21 protein-coding genes are annotated in these 21,321 nt (G+C 30.4%); 3 read left to right on the forward strand and 18 right to left on the reverse strand.

The genetic code is table 11. The features are described from left to right. Positions 1 to 2 precede the first annotated feature (2 nt). The 11 genes from N3Z17_RS00270 to gshB all read right to left on the reverse strand — a co-directional run bounded on the left by N3Z17_RS00270 (position 3) and on the right by gshB (position 12,251). Positions 3 to 2,060: a protein kinase family protein gene (locus N3Z17_RS00270; RefSeq protein WP_282472028.1), complete on the reverse strand. Its 2,058-nt coding sequence runs from the start codon at positions 2,058 to 2,060 to the stop codon at positions 3 to 5. Then, entirely contained in the window at positions 2,050 to 2,535 is a 486-nt protein-coding gene (bcp, locus tag N3Z17_RS00275; protein ID WP_410519588.1) for a thioredoxin-dependent thiol peroxidase, read from the reverse strand. Before bcp ends, N3Z17_RS00270 begins: the two co-directional genes overlap by 11 nt. Before the next feature lie 206 nt (positions 2,536 to 2,741). Continuing rightward, entirely contained in the window at positions 2,742 to 4,202 is a 1,461-nt protein-coding gene (gene gatA, locus N3Z17_RS00280) for an Asp-tRNA(Asn)/Glu-tRNA(Gln) amidotransferase subunit GatA (RefSeq protein ID WP_282472029.1), read from the reverse strand. A gap of 184 nt (positions 4,203 to 4,386) precedes the next feature. Further along, positions 4,387 to 4,764, reverse strand: a complete 378-nt coding sequence (gene rbfA / locus N3Z17_RS00285) for a 30S ribosome-binding factor RbfA (protein ID WP_282472030.1) — start codon at positions 4,762 to 4,764, stop codon at positions 4,387 to 4,389. Positions 4,765 to 4,789: 25 nt separating this feature from the next. Beyond that, a complete protein-coding gene (locus tag N3Z17_RS00290; RefSeq protein ID WP_282472031.1) occupies positions 4,790 to 5,116 on the reverse strand; it encodes a HesB/IscA family protein in 327 nt (108 codons plus the stop codon). Positions 5,117 to 5,255: 139 nt separating this feature from the next. Next, positions 5,256 to 6,710, reverse strand: coding sequence for a cryptochrome/photolyase family protein (locus tag N3Z17_RS00295; RefSeq protein WP_282472032.1), 1,455 nt, complete (start codon positions 6,708 to 6,710; stop codon positions 5,256 to 5,258). 46 nt (positions 6,711 to 6,756) lie between these two features. Beyond that, positions 6,757 to 7,638 (reverse strand): DMT family transporter, encoded by an 882-nt coding sequence (locus tag N3Z17_RS00300; RefSeq protein ID WP_282472033.1) that lies wholly within the window; start codon positions 7,636 to 7,638, stop codon positions 6,757 to 6,759. A gap of 167 nt (positions 7,639 to 7,805) precedes the next feature. Further along, positions 7,806 to 9,851 (reverse strand): hypothetical protein, encoded by a 2,046-nt coding sequence (locus N3Z17_RS00305; RefSeq protein WP_282472034.1) that lies wholly within the window; start codon positions 9,849 to 9,851, stop codon positions 7,806 to 7,808. A gap of 121 nt (positions 9,852 to 9,972) precedes the next feature. Then, the gene (locus tag N3Z17_RS00310; protein ID WP_282472035.1) at positions 9,973 to 10,608 is read right to left on the reverse strand and encodes an RlmE family RNA methyltransferase; all 636 of its coding nucleotides are present in this window, start codon (positions 10,606 to 10,608) and stop codon (positions 9,973 to 9,975) included. Then, complete coding sequence (gmk, locus tag N3Z17_RS00315; protein WP_282472036.1) at positions 10,605 to 11,264, reverse strand: guanylate kinase; 660 nt, start codon at positions 11,262 to 11,264, stop codon at positions 10,605 to 10,607. The genes N3Z17_RS00310 and gmk overlap by 4 nt, the downstream gene beginning before the upstream one ends. Before the next feature lie 24 nt (positions 11,265 to 11,288). Beyond that, positions 11,289 to 12,251 carry a glutathione synthase gene (gene gshB / locus N3Z17_RS00320; RefSeq protein ID WP_282472037.1) on the reverse strand — a complete coding sequence of 321 codons (963 nt, stop codon included), beginning with the start codon at positions 12,249 to 12,251 and terminating at the stop codon, positions 11,289 to 11,291. Between the two features lie 303 nt (positions 12,252 to 12,554). On the opposite strand from gshB, the gene glmS reads away from it, so the two are divergent. Then, entirely contained in the window at positions 12,555 to 14,360 is a 1,806-nt protein-coding gene (gene glmS, locus N3Z17_RS00325; RefSeq protein WP_282472038.1) for a glutamine--fructose-6-phosphate transaminase (isomerizing), read from the forward strand. A gap of 30 nt (positions 14,361 to 14,390) precedes the next feature. Here glmS and N3Z17_RS00330 read toward each other — a convergent pair whose 3' ends face one another. Genes N3Z17_RS00330 through N3Z17_RS00355 form a run of 6 tightly spaced genes read right to left on the reverse strand, consistent with a single transcriptional unit; the run spans position 14,391 to position 18,161 of the window. Beyond that, positions 14,391 to 14,867 (reverse strand): ATP synthase subunit B family protein, encoded by a 477-nt coding sequence (locus tag N3Z17_RS00330; protein ID WP_282472039.1) that lies wholly within the window; start codon positions 14,865 to 14,867, stop codon positions 14,391 to 14,393. After that, entirely contained in the window at positions 14,860 to 15,300 is a 441-nt protein-coding gene (locus N3Z17_RS00335) for an ATP synthase subunit B family protein (RefSeq protein WP_282472040.1), read from the reverse strand. The genes N3Z17_RS00330 and N3Z17_RS00335 overlap by 8 nt, the downstream gene beginning before the upstream one ends. Before the next feature lie 19 nt (positions 15,301 to 15,319). Beyond that, positions 15,320 to 15,547: a F0F1 ATP synthase subunit C gene (locus N3Z17_RS00340; RefSeq protein ID WP_236870073.1), complete on the reverse strand. Its 228-nt coding sequence runs from the start codon at positions 15,545 to 15,547 to the stop codon at positions 15,320 to 15,322. Between the two features lie 26 nt (positions 15,548 to 15,573). Next, positions 15,574 to 16,296 carry a F0F1 ATP synthase subunit A gene (locus tag N3Z17_RS00345; RefSeq protein WP_282472041.1) on the reverse strand — a complete coding sequence of 241 codons (723 nt, stop codon included), beginning with the start codon at positions 16,294 to 16,296 and terminating at the stop codon, positions 15,574 to 15,576. 53 nt (positions 16,297 to 16,349) lie between these two features. Further along, positions 16,350 to 17,444, reverse strand: a complete 1,095-nt coding sequence (tgt, locus tag N3Z17_RS00350) for a tRNA guanosine(34) transglycosylase Tgt (protein ID WP_282472042.1) — start codon at positions 17,442 to 17,444, stop codon at positions 16,350 to 16,352. A gap of 15 nt (positions 17,445 to 17,459) precedes the next feature. Further along, the gene (locus N3Z17_RS00355; protein WP_282472043.1) at positions 17,460 to 18,161 is read right to left on the reverse strand and encodes an alpha/beta hydrolase; all 702 of its coding nucleotides are present in this window, start codon (positions 18,159 to 18,161) and stop codon (positions 17,460 to 17,462) included. A gap of 70 nt (positions 18,162 to 18,231) precedes the next feature. Between N3Z17_RS00355 and N3Z17_RS00360 the strand changes: the two genes are divergently transcribed. Next, complete coding sequence (locus N3Z17_RS00360) at positions 18,232 to 19,326, forward strand: cysteine desulfurase family protein (RefSeq protein WP_282472044.1); 1,095 nt, start codon at positions 18,232 to 18,234, stop codon at positions 19,324 to 19,326. Here the strand turns inward: N3Z17_RS00360 and N3Z17_RS00365 are convergent. Further along, complete coding sequence (locus tag N3Z17_RS00365) at positions 19,323 to 19,874, reverse strand: cell cycle transcriptional regulator TrcR (RefSeq protein ID WP_282472646.1); 552 nt, start codon at positions 19,872 to 19,874, stop codon at positions 19,323 to 19,325. The two genes, N3Z17_RS00360 and N3Z17_RS00365, sit on opposite strands and share 4 nt — an antisense overlap. A gap of 391 nt (positions 19,875 to 20,265) precedes the next feature. Here N3Z17_RS00365 and N3Z17_RS00370 point away from each other — a divergent pair, with 391 nt between their 5' ends. After that, positions 20,266 to 21,321: a molecular chaperone HscC gene (locus tag N3Z17_RS00370; protein ID WP_282472045.1), complete on the forward strand. Its 1,056-nt coding sequence runs from the start codon at positions 20,266 to 20,268 to the stop codon at positions 21,319 to 21,321.

Genomic DNA, 21,321 nt, shown 5'->3' on the forward strand with positions numbered 1-21,321 from the left:
AGTTAAATGGTTAATCTAGCTAGCAGATATATCACTGCTACAGAAAATAATACATAACTAATTGTGAGCGCTGTATTCATAGATTTTTGTTGCATATATTCTTTTGACTCTAACTCCATGATAATATCATTCAATTTTTTGTGAATATCTTTTGTTTTAATTACACTATTTTTAAAAGTCTCCTTATCACTTTGTAATAAATCACTATTTTGTAAAAATTCAATTATTTTACCTAAATCACCATCCTTAGCTATATCACTTAGTTTATTTACTAGCTCATTTTTGATTGTTTTGCTTTGTATAAACTTACTAATTGACTCAATTATGTTTGTTAAAAAAATACCTACTATATGTGGCAATTTTTCTATTTTATAAATCTTTTGCACCTCATTAAACAAAAGCAACATCTTGACTGAGTGAATACTTTTCATAACTGAGTTGATAGATGAACCAATAATATTATTATCTAATTTTGAATATAAAAAGGGAGCTAAAAAAATATTATCAAAAAGGAATTTTTCAGGGATATTATTTCTTTCAATAAAATACACAACATCTTTTGCCGAAAAAAGCAATTTTCTCTTCTGTAATGGCTGAAGATATGGTAAATGCGCAAATATTTTGTTCAATGTGTATAAAAAATTGAATAAATAATCACTCCTATTTACAGCTAATCTTTCCATATAAATCACAAAAAAATTAGACTCCTTATTATTTGATTTAAATTTAGCTGGATTAATTAAGTACTGATATTCTATCATTTCCGATAAAAGCCTAAGCTTTAAAAATTCGTTATTATTAACCAAAAATAAAACCAAATTGCTAATAGAGTAATTATCAAAACTAAATGAGATATCTTTAAGTGAAAAAATATTGCTAAAACCTAATATTCTTATAATCTCCGCAAGAGCTAATTCATTTAGTGTGCAATTTTTTGGTTCAAACGATTCCGTAATCAAATTTACATTTAATATAAATTTTATTTTATTAAGAAATTCTAAGTCTTTATAAAATTTGGACAAAAATTTCTGAAGCTTCCCTGTGAAAAATAAATCATTAGCCTTTACAAAATTACAAATCATTTCATGAGCCAAAACCTTAGAATAATATATTTTTTTACCATTAAAATATATGGGTTCAATAAAATCAGCCTCTTTGTCAGCTAGGAAAAAATCTTTCAATGATGGTATGTTAGATAATTCCTCATAACCAAATCTTTCATTATCATTTAGTAAACCTTGAATAATTTTATTTATAGTACCAGTTAAAAGCTTATTATTAGTATAGTACCTATACGAGCCATTATATATTCTTTCGTTATTCAATATCTCCACAGTTTGATTTTCAAGCCTTTTTCCATTTGTAAGTTCTAAACATACAACTCCAAGAGCATAATAATCAGCACTATAATTACTATGACCCTTAGCATTTGGTGAAATTTTCGCAATACTTAATGGTTCATATAATGGAGATTGTTCGTATCCAAAAGGTGTCGAAAAACATTCATCTAAAGCAAAATCTCCGGATTTAGTCAAATAAATGTTATCTAAATTGACAGATCCATGGGCAATGCCTAAATCATGTAAACTTTTCAGAGCTTCCTTAACGTTATATAATATATTTTTGATAATATATTTATCTGAAAAACTCTCACTCTTATCAATTAACTCTCCTAATGAAACAGCTGATATATCATCAAATATAACTGCAACATATTCATCTCCATTATCATGAAATTCAATTATTCCAATTGCAATAGGATTAATGAAGTTACCTATTGGGCTAGAAATTAGATTTTTAATAGCATCTACATTATATAAAAATGGCTTCTCAAAAATTTTAGCATAATATCCACTACGGTTTGAATTCTGTATGTCGTTAGCAGAATACGCTTTACAAAAATTGTTAGAAAATGCATTCAGTGGCTTAGATCTATCTATTATAAATCTACCATTTACTATATTATTTTTGCCACACCTTTGTATCGTATTATCATCAAGAAAAATTACATCATTTTTATTTTCAGATGAATTACCATTGTTTGCATTATCAACTTTCATTACCACTAAGTTGGAATAATTTTTTCGCTTCTAAAAGCACTTGATCTACATGACCACCTATTTTCACCTTATGCCAAATCTTTTTTATTGTACCTTTTGAGTCAATCAAGAAGGTACTTCTTTCTATCCCCATATATTTCTTGCCAAACATGCTCTTTTCTTTCCATACACCAAATTTTTCACATAACTCTGCCTCAGAATCAGATATAAGATCAAAAGTGATACATTGCGTAGATATAAAATTATTATGGCTTTCTATACTGTCTTTAGAAACACCCAACACAATAGTATTAAATTTTTGAAATTGCTCAATTTTATCAGAAAAATCCCTAGCTTCTATAGTACATCCAGGTGTGAAATCCTTAGGATAAAAATAAATGACAAGATTTCTACCTAAAAAATCACCCGATGAAACTTCTCTCCCATTTGTCGATGGTAGTGAAAAATTTGGCACTGAATCATTAACTGAAGGCATTATCCAGATTTAAAAACACGTATTTATAAAGTATCAGGTTAAACTGATACTTTAATTTCGTCAATATTTACTTCAAAATAATGAAACATCTTCAAAAATAATGGTACTATTATTGTATTAAAAATAGACAATAATAAATTAAGAATTATACCGATGCATCTTGCTAACCTTATTAATCTTTTCAACCACTTGTCATAAAAGTAAAATTATCTTTTAAAATTAGCACTCTTTTCAACAATGTTTGCAAATTTGAATAAATTTTCCTCATCATAAGAGTTTGCTATAAGCTGAAGCCCCAGAGGTAGTTTATTATGAGAAAATCCAATAGGGATTGACATGCATGGTAATCCTGCAAGACTAGCAGGAACTGTGAATAAATCGTTATTATACATATCAATGGGATTTGATTTTTCTCCAATTGCAAAAGCAGGATTTGAAGTAGTTGGCGTAAGAATAACATCAACTTTTTCAAAAGCACTGACAAAATCGTTTGCTATTAGTCTTCTAACTTTTTGTGCTTTTTGATAATATGCCCCAAAGTGGCTTGAAGATAATACATAAGTGCCAGAAATTATCCTTCTTTTAACTTCAGCACCAAAGCATTCACCCCTTGTTCTTTCAATCATGTCTTGAAAATTATCACCATGCCCTTCTATTCTAGTGCCATATCGAACTCCATCATACCTAGCTAAATTAGATGAGGCTTCTGCTGACGTAATTATATAATAAGTTGCAAGCGCATGGTCTGTATGAGGTAATGAAATATTTACAATCTCCGCCCCAGCATCAATAAACCATTGCTTCGCTTTTTCTAGGTAATCTACAATTGTTTGATTAAGATTTTCCTTCTGATACTCTTTCGGAACACCAACTTTCATACCTTTGATACTCTTGCCAATACTATTTAAAATGTCAGGAGAAGCAATATCTTTAGATGTAGAATCATTTTCGTCAAATCCAGAAATAGCTTCTACAATTAAACCAACATCGGTAATATTATTTGCAAAAACTCCTGCTTGATCCAATGAACTTGCAAATGCTATCATTCCAAACCTAGAGCACCTACCATAAGTTGGCTTTACCCCAACTGTACCTGTAAAAGCAGCAGGAAGCCTAACCGAACCTCCTGTATCACTTCCTAAAGCACCTAAACACATATTTGCAGCAACTGCTGCTGCAGAGCCACCTGAAGAACCGCCAGCAACTAAATCTCTGTTTGAATCACTAGCTCTGTATGGGTTTATTACATTACCAAAATAACTATTAGTATTGGATGAACCCATAGCAAATTCATCCATATTAGCCTTACCTATCATGATACCACCGTTTGCAAATAATTGATTAGTCACAGTAGATTCATAAGGAGGAATGAAATTTTCTAACATTCTGGAGCAAGCCGTGGTTAGTACACCTTTTGTGCAATAATTATCCTTTACGCCTATTGGCATCGCTTCAATTTTTAGCGCCTGTCCTTTGTCGATTCTCTCTTGAGATGCTTTGGCTTGATTTATTGCATATTCATCTGTAATTTCTCGGTAGGCATTATACTTTTTATTGGCTTCCCTAGATGTTTCAATATATGCATTTGTCAATTCAAGTGCAGACACCTTTTTATCAATAAGTAATTGCCTAATTTTATAATAAGGTAATCCTTTTAATTCTTGCATTGCTATCTCTTTATAATTTTATATTTTTATATTTTTATATTTTTATATTTTTATATTTTTATATTTTTATATTTTTATATTTTTATATTTTTATATTTTTAGTAATTCTGCTAAATAATATCAATTTGTCTAGCACTTTCTTAATAAACTCTCTCAAAATAACCTGTAGCTATGTTCATTTATGCTAGACCTTTTCTTTACCAATTGTATCTAACAATTTCTCTAGCCTTATCTTATCATCTATATGCCTATCAATCTCAAACCTTATCTGTGGTAAAAATTTAAGTTGCATTCTAACAGACAATTTTTTACGATACTCTGGCGCTAAAATGTTCAATGCTTTTACTAAATCCTTATCAAATTTTTCATCAACAGAATGTATAAAAATCGTAGATATTTTTAAATCAGCGCTGGTTTTAACATCTAGTACAGTGAATGGAATTTTCTCAAAAGCAGGATGAAAAACTTCACCCCTTGTAAAAATTTGAGCCATTTCTTGCCTGATAATTTCAGACACTCTCAGCTGTCTATTCGTTGGAGCTTTTTTATATTGATATGTCATAACCTACTTGATATTTATTATATTATTAAAATGAAAATGAGGAGCCACATCCACAACTTGATTTGGAATTTGGATTTTTCACCACAAACGATGCATTACCTAACTCTTCAACATATTCCAACTGGGAATCTTTTAAATAATTTATTGAAATTTTATCAACCACAACATTTGCTCCGTCTTTGGTAAAAATTACATCATCACTATTTTTTAAATCCGTTAGCCCTATTTGATATTTAAGACCATTACACCCGCCTCCTTCTACCTTAACCCTTAACATTTGTGAATTTAATTCCTTAGAGTTTAAGCAATTGATCCGCTTTGCAGCACTTTCTGATACGACGAAATTGTACATAAACTCCTTAAAATGCAGTAACTTATTGATTGAACTTAACGGAATTTTAAATCAATATTTGTGACTATTCAATAAATAATTCACGTACGTCAAATAGTGCAAGATTTACCCTATCTTTCTTAATCGTAAGTCTAACATATTATAAGACTGTTGAGTACCCATTATTAATATTATTTTTTAATTTTATTTTATCGTAAGCTTCTAGAGCTAAGTTTCTTGATTCTTGCAAATTCACAATTGGATAGGGATAATTTTCACCCAGCACAACTCCCGCTTCTTTTAGTACATTATTAGGAGCTTCCCATGGAGAAAAAAGGTACTTATCAGGTAAATTATTTAGCTCAGGCACATATTTTCTTGTATATTTACCTTGGGCATCAAATTTATGACCTTGTGTAACAGGATTAAAAATTCTAAAATATGGAGCAGCGTCAGCTCCACATCCAGCAATCCACTGCCAACCTGCACTGTTATTAGCCAAATCAGCATCAACTAAACAATCCCAAAACCACTTTTGTCCATGTTGCCAATGCAGAAGTAGATTTTTTACCAAAAAAGAACCAACAATCATTCTAACTCGATTATGCATATATCCTTCTTCCCAAAGTTGGCGCATTCCTGCATCTACAATTGGATAACCAGTTATGCCTTTTTGCCAACAATCTAAATATTTCTCATTCTTTTCCCATGGAAATTTATCAAAATTTTTCTGCAAATTTTTTTTTGGAAGAAATGGAAAATGGTACAATAAATAATATGAAAATTCTCTCCAACCTAATTCACTGAAAAAGTGTTGTGTATTTTCATCTGATTCAATGGAATTGATTTTATTCCAAATGAAATTTGGAGATATCTCACCAAAATGAATATGTGGTGAAAGCCTAGAAGCAAAATTCTCTCCAGGGTAATTTCTGCCTTCTTTATAATTTTGCAAACTCGATTCAATAAAATCAGCAAGCTTAGATATTGCATTCTTTTCTCCAATATTCCAATGTTTACTCAATTTTTTATGCCAAGCTAAGTTTGGCAATAAATTTAATTTTTCAATGTTATTATACTCATTATCCTTAAAGAAAAAATCAATTTTAACGGGAGCTGGTATTGGTTTTCTGGGTGAAACACCATTTAACAAACAACCCCTTTTATAAAAGGGGGTAAAAACCTTATAAGGAGTTCCGTCCTGTTTCAATGTCTCCCAAGGCTCCCATAGTAATGATGCATTATAGGTCTTAACTTCTACACCTTTTGATGTTAAAAATTTCTCAATATCGCTATCTCTTTCAATTTTCCATGAAGCGTAACATCTGTTCCAATGCACTGAACAAACATTATACTTGTCGATTAAATACAACAAAATGTCTTTGGGGTTGCCTAAAAATAAACATAAATTTCCACTAAGTGATTTTTGCAATGAAATCAATGAATGATGCAGCCACCAACTACTTGCACCTCCAATTTGATATTGCTTTGGATTGTAAGTATCAAATATATATATTGGTATTATTCTACCTGTTTCGCAAGAACTATACAATGAGGGATTATCATGCAATCTTAGATCTTGTTTAAACCAGTGTATTACTGTTTTTTCTTTCATATTTCAAAATTATCCTGTGCATTCTTTTTATAGATCAAAAAAAATCTCAGGTATTTCCACTTCTTTTTAAAAAAAGTGGCATCATCCCTATAGTTATCACAAAAGTTCCAATAATGGTAAAATAACCTATTTTTTCATCAAAATATAGAAATCCCAAAATTGCAGTCATTACTACTCCTAAAAAATGTATTGGCATAATTAATGATAATTCAGCTCTTTTAAATGCATGAAATACAGTAATAGAACTAAGCATGAATAAAATTGCAATACCAAAAATTAAAAATATATCTTGAAGTTTTATTATTGGGTTCCAATAATAAATCGCTGGTATGGTTGTGTATAGCAAGGAAAAAAGTGACAGATAAAAAATTTGATCAATTGTTTTACCGGTCGTAATCTTTTTAGTAACATTATTATAAATACCAAAACTTATTGCAGCTAACAACGATGTTATTGCCCCAGTTGATAGTTGAATATTTTCTGGATGAAGCAATATTATGGCTCCAATAAAAGTTGTGATGAATGAAATCATCTTCATCCTGTTAATTGATTCTTGAAAAAACAACACAGCAAATAAGGCTGTCAATATAGGGTCTAATGAAATGATTGCCCTTACTTCATTTATTGGCATATTAGATAAGGAATAAAAAAATAAAACAAAACCACCAAAGCCAAAAATTGATCTTAAAAAATGATATTTAATATTTGCACATGATATTCTAAGTGAGTTGCGACCAAAGAAAGAAAGACATAATAATGTCACACATAATAAAAGATTATAAAAAAACATTATCTGGGTAATATGGTAATCAAACTGCATTAATTTTAGCAAAACTGTCCCTAAAGACATGAAAAAGCAATGCGCAACCATAAAGCATATTGCAATATTTTTATTATTTGCTGGAATTTTGTTATCTTTTATCTTCATTATTTGCCTCTAAAGCCATACCTAAAGGTGATGTTTGTTACATTCTAAATTTTGATATTCTAGTGTAACCAACTTTCTTAAATTAGTGCACCACCATACCACGATGCCACTCTATAGCAAATTATATTTTGAATAGATCATACATTATTATTAAGCAATTCTTCTACCTAATCTTTATTGTCTTTATTGAATTCAGGATAATGCGGATCGGGTTCAAAACAATATGGATCATAGTTATAATATTGCAAGTCATGACCATCATTTTTATTTTTTTCAGGAGCATGAGCATGAGAATCCTTATTTTTAGATCCTTGACATATCCATTTCCAGAGCAGAGCAAAGCATCCTAAATCTTTTGCTTCTCCTTCTTCTTCCTCCATCTTCTCTATTTTTTCTTCCTGAGTATTAGTCATTCCATTTTGTTCAGTATTGTCAGTTTGATAATCTACTGGTAAAAATTCTTCAATAAGTATATTTTCATTTTGGTTATCATGTCCTATTCCAAACAACACTCTATTACTACTCAAAAGCACATTTATATTTCGTATCTCATAAAACAGGAACTCAGCTGTATCGCCAAAAACATCTCTCGCATTTACCAGAGTATTAACCGTACTCTCTGTATAATATAAAGAATATTCATAAATCAAATCAAATGGTAAAAGTGCATATACATCATTTATAGGATAGATATTTGCATATACCCTATGCATAGCTTCTTGAAAAAATTCTTGAGTTATAACGTTATAACCTAGGTTGATAAAAATAATTATATATGCTTCATAATGAGCTACAAGACAATGTTTCGTTTCATTACTATAATAAGGAACTAAAATAAGTTCTTTATTATGTGGTGGTGGAAGTATTTTTTTATTATCCGCATCATCAAATAATTCTTGGTCTTCATTATTCTGGTTCTCAGTTTTTTTTTGTTCCAGTTCATTTATATCATCTCGTTGTTCTATTTTACTATCTCCAGTAGAGTTGTCATTTGTAAAAGAGCCAGTATTATTTGGTAAAATACGATTACTCAATTTCAGTACCGCTTTTACTAATGTATTTATGCCAACCGTTATGGCTCCTCCTCCAACTATCAAAATTGTATAGTAAATTGTATTTTGTGTATTTTCTTCTGCTTTTTTATCCTGTATCTTCCCATAATCATAAGGAAAATTATTATCCCTAAAATCTCTTAGCCTCTCACCAATTAACTGTTGGTAATTATTCGGACACACATTAATTTCCTCATACGTTAATGCTTCAAAAATGTACTGAGTTTTCTCAATGCCTTTATGGCCTTGTTGTGGATTGACATTTTTATACAAAACCAATGCATTATTCTGCTCATCTTTTTGAACATACAGTATTGAATTTGGTAATTTTATAGGATTTTTTACATTATTATAATGATTGAATTTATATTGTTTTGCACTTTGGTAAACAACTAAGCTGTATACTTTTTCTGGCTCAATTTTTGGATTTTCAGCTTCATTAGATTGCTTAGCTAATATATTCTTTTGTATAAATTCATCAAGTTTCCGAACAATTTCATCTATTTTTTTACTTTGTTTTAATCTCTCAACTTCTTCTTTTTTCTCTAAAACAGAATCAACTTTTGCTATCATTTCTTTTAACTTTGTTCTAAAAATTACTTCATCATCTGGAAATGTTGAGCTTAATAAATTTGACTTACCTTTTAATTCTTCATCCCCCATAACTATAGGTCTAGCATTACCAACTACAGGCTTCTCTACTTTATCTGCTGGTTTAGCTTCATCTCTAGGTTCGTCACTAACTACAGGCCCCTCTACTTTATCTGCTGGTTTAGCTTCATTCCTGGACTCAACATTAACTACAAACTTCCCCAAAAGATTTATAAAATCAAATAGCCCATCTAAAGTTCCTATATTACTTTCATTGTTTTGAAATTTATTACTTATAATTTTAAAGCCAATATCACCATCAATATTGCTCTCAAATTTATAATGAATATATGGTATTTTTAACTTATTCCAGTTTGACTTATGGATGTCAGGTATCAAATAATTAGCTACACTATGTTGTAGAAATTTTAAATGCTGATTGCCACTCTTGCTATGACCCAAAATAATTCCACATGCAATCTGCTTATAACTCATATAGTGAGCTACTTCGACTAAACTATTTAGGTCAAATAACCTATAAAAACTTATTAGACGCCCGGTATATGCCATTTATCTTCTATAACCTCGATAAAATTACACATCCCAGTGGTTTTTAATTGCCCCGATTATATATTAGCTTTACTTTTTTACAAATTATTAGCCAAACTAAAGCATATCCTACAATTTGAGGTTAAATTTTGTTAATCGCAATTATGAATATTTCTGATGAATCTTTGTAGCTAGCTTCAGGTTTAAAAAAATGAACTTCTTTAAAATGCAATCTTAATTTATTAAAAAACTCCTTTGTTTTATTTCCTTCAAATAACTTGATAACAAGCGAACCTCCCCTATCTAAAAAATTCTCAGAAAATGAAAATACTGATTCAGCTAAATTCATAATGTTTATGTGGTTAATACTTCTAGTACCACCAGTATTTGGCGCCATATCGCTGCAAATTAGATTTAATTTATTGCCCGATAACATCTGATCTAATTTGCTCCATACCTCACCTGATGTAAAATCTCCTTCGATAGTTTTTATATTCTCTATTGCCTCAATATTTTTTAAATCAACCCCTACCACCATGTTATTTACTTTGCTAAATCTACTTATATATTGTAACCATGACCCTGGTGCGGCTCCTAAATCTAAAATATTTTTCGCTCCTTTAAGTATTTTAAATTTTTGATTTATATCATCTAGCTTATATGCAGCTCTTGAACGAAAATTATTCTGCTTAGCCAGTTTGCTAAATCTATCATTAGCATTTCTGTCTAGCCATTTTGTAGATGACTGCTTGATTTTTCCTTTTGTTTTTATTTTCAAATTACTTTGCTCTTAACAAATTTTTCATGAATTAAAGTTCCAACAAAATCATTCAGCCCAATTCTTCTTTCTTTTCTTAACCTCTCTGATCTTAAAATAGACATTAATTTTTCTATACTGTGATCTAGGTCTCTATTAATTATAATATAGTCATATTCATGCCAATGGCTTATTTCTTCATCTGACCTCAGCATCCGTTGCTCTATTGTTTTTGGCTTATCTTGATTTCTTAACTCTAGCCTCTCTAATAATTCTTTTTTTGATGGTGGTAACAAAAAAACGCTAGTTACATCAGCCCTTGCAATTGCAGATAATTGCCTATGACCCTGCCAATCTATATCAAACAAAACATCTTCACCCTTATCTAATTTTTTAAGGACTTGTTTTTTAGGGGTACCATAAAATTCTCCAAAAATTTCGGCGTATTCTAAAAATTCTTCATTTTCAATTCGCTTTTTAAATTCATCATAATTTATGAAATAGTAATGTACACCATCAATCTCATTTGGTCGTTTTTTTCTAGTTGTACAGGATATTGATAAAGAAATATGGCTATCATTTTCAATAACGTAATTTGCTAAAGTTGTTTTACCAGTTCCTGATGGAGCTGACAAAATAAGCATTAAGCCCCTTCTTTTAATATTAATACTATTCACCAAAAATAAACTCTGAATTTTAAATTAGCCTGCACTATAACAACTTTTTAACTTTGTTTCAATTTTATCAATAATTATTTTTTCAACATCTATTTTATATAAATTCTTAATTGCAACCAATCCAGTTGGAGAAGTGACGTTTATCTCAATTAATTTCTCATCAATTATATCTATTCCTACTAAAAATAAATCATTATCCTTTAAAAATTTTCCTACTTCTACACACAATCTTTGCTCTTTTTGAGTTAAAGAGGTTTTATATGATTTTCCTCCCATTATCATATTTACTCGAAATTCTCCCTGTTTTGCTTTCCTATTAATGACCCCTAAAATCTCTCCATCTAGGAACATTACCCTTTTATCACCAAAATCCACTATGTTTGGTAAATATTCCTGTAACATCAAATATCCATGTTGCTTAACTATAGAGTCAATATTTTGCGTTGTATTTTGACCATCATACTCCACTTTGATAACTCCTTGACCTGCACAATCATAAAGTGGTTTTAATATTGCAACATTGTGCTTGGCAATAAAATCCACTATATCATCTACTATTGAAGACACCATTGTATCTGGTATAAACTCTTTAAAATTCAAAATACTCAATTTCTCCGTTACATCTCTTATTGATCTTGGATTATTAAGGATTAATGTGCCCTTTAGATTTTCAATTAAATATGTGGTAGTTAAATATTGTTGATTAAAAGGTGGAATCTGTCTAATAAACACAACATCAAAATTTTCAAGTCGCACTTTTTCTGTACTTAATTTTATGATTTTTTTACCTTCATAATCTATTTCAAAATACTGCCCTTTTGCATATAAGCAATTTTCTTCAAAAATTAAGCTTTGAGGTAGCAAATAAAATAACTCATACCCTCTAGCCTGAAATTCGTTAGCCAGTAGCAATGTCGAATCCGATTCGAAATCTAAGCCTTCAATAGGATCAATAAGAAAAGCTACAGATTTTTTTTGATTAATCATTTCAAAATATTCATTTTAAATTCAGTATAAGCCTATGAAAATTTACTCAGGAAGCTTTGTACAAAGTAAAGAATTTGATCTAAAATGGCAATGAGAAAGTAATAGCTGGTAAGTATAATTCTTATGTATCACTCACTCTCAGTTATTCTGCAATTTTTCTACTATTCTTTAAGTGTACTATAGAAAATTATAATAAAAGATTTATTTTTTTTAAAAAAGTGCTATTTAATGATATTATGTAATATTGCTTTTATTGCAATTTCTACTTTGTTAATTAACAATTAAAATAAATTTAAGAGCTTTATGTGCGGTATTTTTTGTTTAAACAGTAATGATAATGTAAAAAATGATATTATAAGAGGGTTACATTTTTTAGAATATAGAGGTTATGATTCAGCGGGATTAGCATTTATCGATGATAATAGGTTAAATACCATTAAGGCTTTAGGTCAAGTTTCAAACTTAGAAGAAAAAGTAAAAAATACGCCAGATGATGGTAAAATTGGTGTTGGTCACACTAGATGGGCTACTCATGGCAAAGTTAGTTTGAGTAACTCACACCCTATTGCCAATCAAGAAATTGCGGTTGTACATAATGGAATAATTGAAAATTATAAAGAAATAAAAAATAAGTTAATTAAATTAGGTTATGAATTTATAGGTGAGACAGATACTGAAGTAATATTAAATTTACTACAATTCTATATTGATTCTGAATTTAATCATATTGAGGCTTTCAAAAAAACAATTGCTGATATAGATGGCAATTATGCAATTTCTGTAATATTTCTACACGAAAAAAATAATATATATTGTGCAAAAAATGGATCGCCCCTATCAATTGGGCTAGGTGACAATACAAATTATATTTCATCAGATGTTAATACTTTAGCATTTTTTGTGGAAAACTCCATAACACTTGAAGATGGTGATACTGCCATTATAGCTAAAGATGGTTACAAGATTTTTGATAGCAACGATAAAATTGTAAAAAGAAATATAAAAAAATTTACTAAGAAAGAAGGAAAAGATAATGATCTTGGTGGCTTCCCAAATTATATGCTTAAGGAAATAAATGAACAATCTAAAGTTTTAAAAAAAATTATACAAGATATTATATCTGAAAAAGAAAATAAAAATTTATTGCATATAAATTGGGCAAAGGTAAGTAAGGTATCGATAATTGCATGTGGCAGTTCATATAATGCAGGAATGGTGGCGAAATATTGGTTTGAATCCTATGCAGAAATACCAGTAGAAATTGATTTTGCTTCAGAATTTAGATCAAGAAACATCATATATGACAAAAATACTGCATATATCTTTATATCCCAGTCTGGAGAAACCCTTGATACCTTAGTTGCATTAAAGGAAGCGCAAATACATGGAGTGATTACTATAGGACTTGTAAACAACCTAAATAGTTCAATTGCAAATTTAGTTAGTTATGTTATAGCAATTGAAGCTGGAACAGAGGTATCTGTAGCATCAACAAAAAGTTTTGTCGCTCAGTTAATGAAATTACTCCATCTGATATTAACTGCAACAAAACAAAAAGAATTAATATCAGAAGCAACTTTTCATGAATTATTAAATAAAATTAATACTCAAATCAACTTCTTGGACGGCTTACTTGAAGTGAATAAAAAAATTGAGGAAATTTCTCAACTTATCTGTAAAGCTAAAAATATAATTTTCATAGGTAGAAATTATATGTACCCCATTTGTTTGGAAGGAGCCTTAAAACTAAGAGAGTTGTCATATTTACCTGTTTTTGCATGTGCTGCTGGAGAACTTAAGCACGGTTCAATAGCATTAATTGATGATAATTCTTTAGTTATTGCATTAGCGCCAGAAAATGATACACATCAAAAAATGATTTCAAATATCGAAGAAGTCAAGACAAGAGGCGCTAAAGTTGTTTTATTAACAGATTCAAGTAGCGATTTTGAAGTTGATTATTTACTAAATATCCCTAAAAGCTGTGAAATTTTAGCACCATTATTTTACACGATACCTTTGCAACTATTTGCCTATCAAGTTGCTTTAAATCTAGGTAAAAACGTAGATAGACCTAGAAATCTTGCAAAATCTGTAACTGTCGAATAAAAATTCTAATCTCGTTATTTTAAAATTGCGTTACTTGCCAATTTTAATCTGATTTAACTTATCCAGTGACTGTTTCAAAAATTCAGAATTTTTTACGTCCTTAGTGCTAAATTCAGAAACCACATTATTGATATTTTTTAAAAGAAATTTTGATGTAATTTCTTGTATCATCACTTCTTCATCCATTTTTCTCTGCATTTCTGCAATAATAAATTGCCTTTTTATTTCTTCCTCAATTTTTTTATCATTTTCCAATTTTATTGAATTTAGCAGATGTTCATTTTGAGCTAATTTTTCTTTATTAAGCTTATCTTGAAATTCTAAATCTTTTTCTAATTTTTGTAGATATTTCACTGCATCATCATGAGCTTTTTCTGCTCGATTTAATAGCTCTTTAGTATTAGTTATATGTGAATCAATAATATTGTTCAAAACTCTCTTTACTGGCTTATATATAAATAATAAAATTAGTATAAATGATACTGTTAACCAAAAAATTTCATTCATTTTTTTCAAATAAATACAAATTTATTTTCTCTTCAATTTCGCTTGAATATTTTTTTAAATCGTGCGCTAACTCACCTTTCATATTATTTAAAAATAGCTTATGGGCAAGGTTTCTGTTTTCGATCTCTTTCTTTAAAATACTCAAACGTTCCCTTCTGGTATCATAAATTTTCGCTCTTATACGTTCTTCTTGTTGTTGCAGACGTAATGATAATTGTTTTTTGGATTTTTCTAATTGCTCCTCAATGGCAGTCGCCTTAAGTAATATATTATTAGACTTATCAATATAATCTTGAATTACTCCATTTCTACTCATTATAATTTTATTATATTTAGCGTAAAAATTCCTACTTGCTGTAAAGTATATTAGAAGAAAAACAACAATGCACCAAAAAGATTGATCAAAGAAATAGGTTAAATCTAAATGAGGCATACATTAAGTAATAAATTATTTAGGCAAAAAACAGCAACAGTAGAGCAATTAAAAAGGCAAACAAGCCCATTGCTTCAGCAAGGCCAGCTCCAATAAAAGCCCCTTTCATCAACTTATCTTCAGCTGAAGGATTTCTTGCTATGCCACTAAGAAGTGCAGCAAAAATATTCCCTATCCCCATAGCTGCGCCAAACATTGCGATAGAAGTTAATCCAACTCCAATGTATTTTAAAGCTTCTAATTCCATCTTTTTCTCCGTATAAATGTTATTTTTTAGTGTAAATTTAAAGCGTCATTTAGGTATGCACAGGTCAAAACTGAAAAAATGTACGCCTGTAGAATTGAAATAAATATCTCAAACCCCGTTAAAATTGTCAACAAAATTAACGGCATAATTCCAAACAAACCAGAAAGTATCACAAAAGTTGCAAGCACTTTTAACACAACATGCCCCGCAGTCATATTTGCAGCAAGCCTAATTGAAAGACTTATAGGGCGTGCAAGATAAGCAAATAATTCGATAAAAATTATCAGTGGAGCCAAAAACATAGGAGTTCCCTTCGGTAATAGTATTGAAAAATAGCCTATTCCATTTTTAACAAACCCTATAGCAGTAATTGTTATAAAAACAAAAATTGCCAGTGTGAAAGTTACAGAAATATGGCTTGTTGTTGTAAACACAGAGGGAATCATACCTACACTATTACTAATTAGGATAAACATAAATAACGAAAAAATTAATGTAAAGAATTTTTGTGAATTCTTCCCAGCTGTAGAAATTAGCATTCCATTGATTAATTGAAAAATTATCTCACCACAAGCTTGTATTTTACCAGGAACTAATGAAACTTTATGGCATGCTATCCTAGTCAATAATAATATAATAAAATATGTAGCTAAAAACGTTATAGTAGAGTTTGTAATCTGTATATTGTGACTAAAAACATCGACATTAACTACGGGCTTTACTAAAAATTGTTCTAAAGGATTAAGCATCTAACTTATAATTATAATAACTTCTATTTTAATAACACCAAATTCACTAAAACTCAAATCAGGTCTTCATCTTTGTAATCATAGAGCGTACCATTTTTTATATGATTTCTCAATTTTTTCATTAAATCTTGATAGTATGTAATGTTATGCCATGTCATAAGTACTGCACCTAGTATTTCTTTACTCCTTATTAAGTGATTCAAATAAGCTCTACTGTAATTTACACATGTATAACAATTGCATTTTGAATCTAGTGGAGAATTATCTAAAATGTATTGACTATTTTTTATATTTATTGTTCCCCCGTTTATAAAAGCTTGCCCATTTCTTCCTGATCTGGTGGGTAAAACACAGTCAAACATATCAACTCCCTTTTTTACTGAAGCTACTATATCTATTGGCTTACCTACTCCCATTAAGTATCTAGGTTTGTCTGCTGTTATATTAGGAATTGTAAATTCCAAAACCTTTATCATTTCATCATGCCCCTCACCAACTGCAAGTCCACCAATCGCATATCCATCAAAACCAATGTCTTGTAATTTTTGCGCACTTTCCTTTCTCAAATCTTCAAAAATGCTACCTTGAATTATTCCAAATATCCCATATCCGTCTCTGTTAATAAATGAGTCTTTAGATTCCTTCGCCCATTTTAACGATAAGTGCATTGATTTCTTAGCATATTCATAATCTACAGGATAAGGAGTGCACTCATCAAAGATCATAGTTATGTTACTACCTAGCTTATATTGGATATCAATAGATTTTTTAGGAGTCAAAAAATACTTTTTGCCATCTATATGCGAATTAAATTCCACTCCCTCTTGAGAAATTTTTCTAAGCTTTGCCAGTGACATAACCTGAAATCCGCCAGAATCAGTTAATATTGGTTTATCCCAATTCATAAATTTATGCAGACCACCTAATTTTGATATTACATCTTCTCCTGGACGCAACATTAAGTGATATGTGTTTCCCAGTATTATTTCCGCCCCTGTCTTAATTAATGATTCTGGAAGCATTGCTTTCACTGTTGCTGAAGTTCCAACTGGCATAAAAGCAGGCGTTGTAATTTGACCATTTGCGGTTGAAACAACTCCATTCCTTGAGTTATTACAAATATCAACTATCTTAAAACTTAAAGACATTTAAGTTTAGGTTATTTATTGAGCTTCCATAACTTTTCTCTTTCTATCTCTTCTAACTTTTTTAGGTTGAGTAGGTCTATTAACTCTAGGTTTAATAAATTTATCAATCCCACTTATTAAACTGTCTATATGATTTGTAAAAAAGTGATCAGCTCCATCAACAGTTACATATTCAATTTCAGCATTTCTTTGTTTAGATAATTTTTTGTATAGTGCATACGTATCTTCTTCTTTAGCTATCTCATCTTCTGTACCTTGAATAATCAACCCTGGTGCTGGGCAAGGAGATAAAAAACCAAAATCACATGATGACGCCGGAGGAGCTATAGCAATAAACCCATCTATTTCTGGCCTTCTCATAAGCAACTGCATAGCAATCCATGCTCCAAAAGAAAAGCCAGCAATCCAATAGCTTGAAGCTTCAGGGTTTTTTGACTGTAACCAATCCATAGCGGTTGCAGCGTCTATTAATTCTCCATTACCATGATCAAAGCTCCCCATTGATTTTCCTACTCCTCTAAAGTTAAATCTTAAAACAGAAAAATTATTTTTTACAAAAGTATGAAATGTGTGATACACAACTTTATTATTCATTGTTCCACCATGCAATGGATGAGGATGCAGTATAAGCGCTGCTGGAGCAAATTTTTCTTCTCCTTGATAATACTTACCTTCTATTCTACCGGCTTCGCTATTGAAAATTATTTCTTTTATCATTTTATAAAAAATACTATTAATTGTTTTATAATTAAGTTAAATACTATGAAAAATCAAAATAAAATTATAAATGAAAAGGATTTATTTTGATCACAATGCAACCACACCCATTAACAATAAGGTTAAGAAAGCCATGGCAAGCATATGTAGCCTCGCTCTTAATTGTTCATCATTGCATTATTATGGACGCAAATCCAGAAAAATTCTGGAAAATGCTAGATATCTCATAAAAAATACTCTGGGCTTGAAGGATACTCATGAACTAATTTTTACAAGTGGATGCACCGAAGCAAATAATTTAGCTCTTAGCAACTTCCCTGAGGTCAAAAAAATTTGTAGTTGCATTGAACATCCAGCTGTAATTAATGTAATTGGGGAGGGAATTATTCCTGTTGATAATGATGGTGTAGTCAACATTGATTACATTGAAAATTACCTAGCAGAAAACTATACTAAAAAATTATTAATATCTGTTATGTATGCAAATAATGAGATTGGCACTATCCAACCTATTCAAAAAATTGCTAAACTTGCAGAAAAATATAATTTCATTTTTCACTGCGATATAACTCAAGCAATTGGCAGGATAAATATTGATCTAGCTGATATTGATTTAATTACATTTAGCTCTCATAAATTTGGCGGGCCAGTTGGCTCAGGTGCACTAGTTTATAATAAAAATCTAAGCCTTAAACCCATGATTTTTGGTGGTGGACAAGAATTTAGATTAAGATCTGGAACACAAAATGTAACAGCTATACACGGTATGGCCACTGCATTTAAATCAATTAATGAGATAAAAGAAAATTTTACCAAAACAAAACAATTACAAAAACATTTAGAACAATCCATAAAAACCATAACAAACGATGTAGTAATATTTGGAGAAAACACTCACAGACTGCCTAATACATCCTCAATTTCTATGCCTGGCGTTAGCGCAGAAACACAATTAATATTTTTTGATTTAAATGGCATTTCATTAAGTGCTGGCTCTGCATGTTCCTCAGGAAAAATTGAAATACCAAGAATCCAGTTATCAATGGGTTATTCTCAAGAAATTGCTAATAATTCGATCAGAGTAAGTTTAGGACCCAACAATACCATAAAAGATTTGAATACATTTATAGATTTGTGGAAGAAGCTTTATCTTCAAAATAATTAATTATCTTTTTTAGCCTCTAACTTTTGTTTCGCCAACTCGCTTACATAATTAAGATCAGCCTGAGTACATAGACCCAATAGCACAGGATCCTTAGCACGAAGATTGCTATAATTCCAATGAGTTTTGTTGCGAATTAAGTTAATAGTGTTTTTTGTCGTACCTATTAATTTTGATATTTGTGCATCTGTTATTTCTGGACAATTTTTTAATATCCAAGCTATTGCATTAGGTTTATCTTGCCTTCTTGCCACTGGTATATATTTACCTTTTTTATTATTAACTTCTTGCTCCTTCATCAATTTTACAGCTGAAGCAGAAAGTTTCAGCCTAGCACTTGAATCCTCTTCACACCTACTTATCTCATCCGATGTTATCTGCCCATGAGTTATTGGGTTTACACCCCTAATTCCTTTGGCAACTTCACCATCTGCAATACCATGCACCTCCAATACATGCAAACCACAAAAATCTGCTATTTGATCGAATGTAAGGCCTGTGTTTTCCAACAACCACACAGCTGTTGCCTTAGGCATTAAAGGATAGTTCATGTCAGTTTTTACAAAAAATTTTAATTTACTAATAGCAGAATAGCTAATTTTCTTCAAGTTTTCATTTATGAGCATTATTAAAATACCTATAAGTTGAACTGAAGTGAAGCCGAAAAAGAAGAGTAAAAGATAAGTACCTTTGATAAAGTAAAAACAAATATGGAAAATAATAAAAAAGATAAAAACAGGAACTTGGTAGAAGTTTTATCTCAAGAGATGTTACCAATTCTACGATGTTTGAGTACATTGAAGCCTTTTATAATTCCCATAGGGGGGCATTCTTTTTTAAATTATTATTCCCCTAATAATTTTGAAATGTTATGCTACGGATTGTATAAAAATGTTACTTAACTTTTACTCCTTGTTTTGGGGTTCACTTCAGTAAGAGAATATGACAATAATTGGAATAGATTTAGGAACAACCAATAGCTTATGTTCAATTTGGCAAAATGGTAAGGTGGTTCTTATACCGAATAGATTGGGTTCATTTCAAACTCCGTCAGTAGTTAGTATAGATGAAGAGGGTGGGTTGGTTGTTGGTGAAATTGCAAAATACAAACTAATTACACATCCAAGCTCTACTATATCATTATTTAAACGTTTTATGGGTACAGATTGGAGTGCTAAATTAGGCAATAAATTATACACTGCCGTAGAGCTATCCTCATTTGTTTTAAGAAGTTTAAAAGAGGATGCTGAACATTTTACAGGAAAAAATATTGAATCAGCTGTGATAAGCGTTCCAGCTTATTTTAATGATAATCAAAGGCAAGCGACAAAACTTGCAGCACAAATTGCAGGTCTAAAAGTGGAACGCCTTATTAATGAACCTACTGCTGCATCTTTAGAGTATGGATTTCACAAAAACAGCAATGGCAAAAAATATATTATTCTCGATATGGGAGGAGGTACTTTTGATGTTTCAATAGTGGAGTATTTTGATGGAGTTATAGAGATTCATGCTTCCTCTGGGGATAATTTTTTAGGTGGTGAAGATTTTTTGAATCTTTTAGTAGATGAATATTTAAAAATTCAAAATATATCAAAAAAGGACCTTTCTAGTGCAGAAAAATCATTAATTTATCATACCTTTGAAAAAATTAAATGCGAACTAAGTAAAAAGGAGATAATAGATATTCATGAAATAATCCCTAGTAAGACAAAGCCATGGACATTAACTAGAGAGATGTTTGCAGATATGTCAAAACCATTATTATTGAGGGCTCAAAACCCTGTAGAAAGAGCTTTGATGGATTCTGCAATTGATCTGGATGAGATTCAATCTGTAATAATGGTTGGTGGAGCAACAAATATGCATTGTTTCCGTCATTTGGTTGCAAGAATGTTTAGAATGCTTCCCACTTCAACTACTGATCCAGCTCTTGCAGTTGCTATGGGAGCAGGGATACAAGCTGGGTTACGAGAAAAAAATATTGATCTAGGATGA

The sequence above is a fragment of the Candidatus Bandiella numerosa genome (assembly GCF_029981845.1).
GTDB classification, from domain to species: Bacteria; Pseudomonadota; Alphaproteobacteria; order Rickettsiales; family Midichloriaceae; genus Aquirickettsia; species Aquirickettsia numerosa.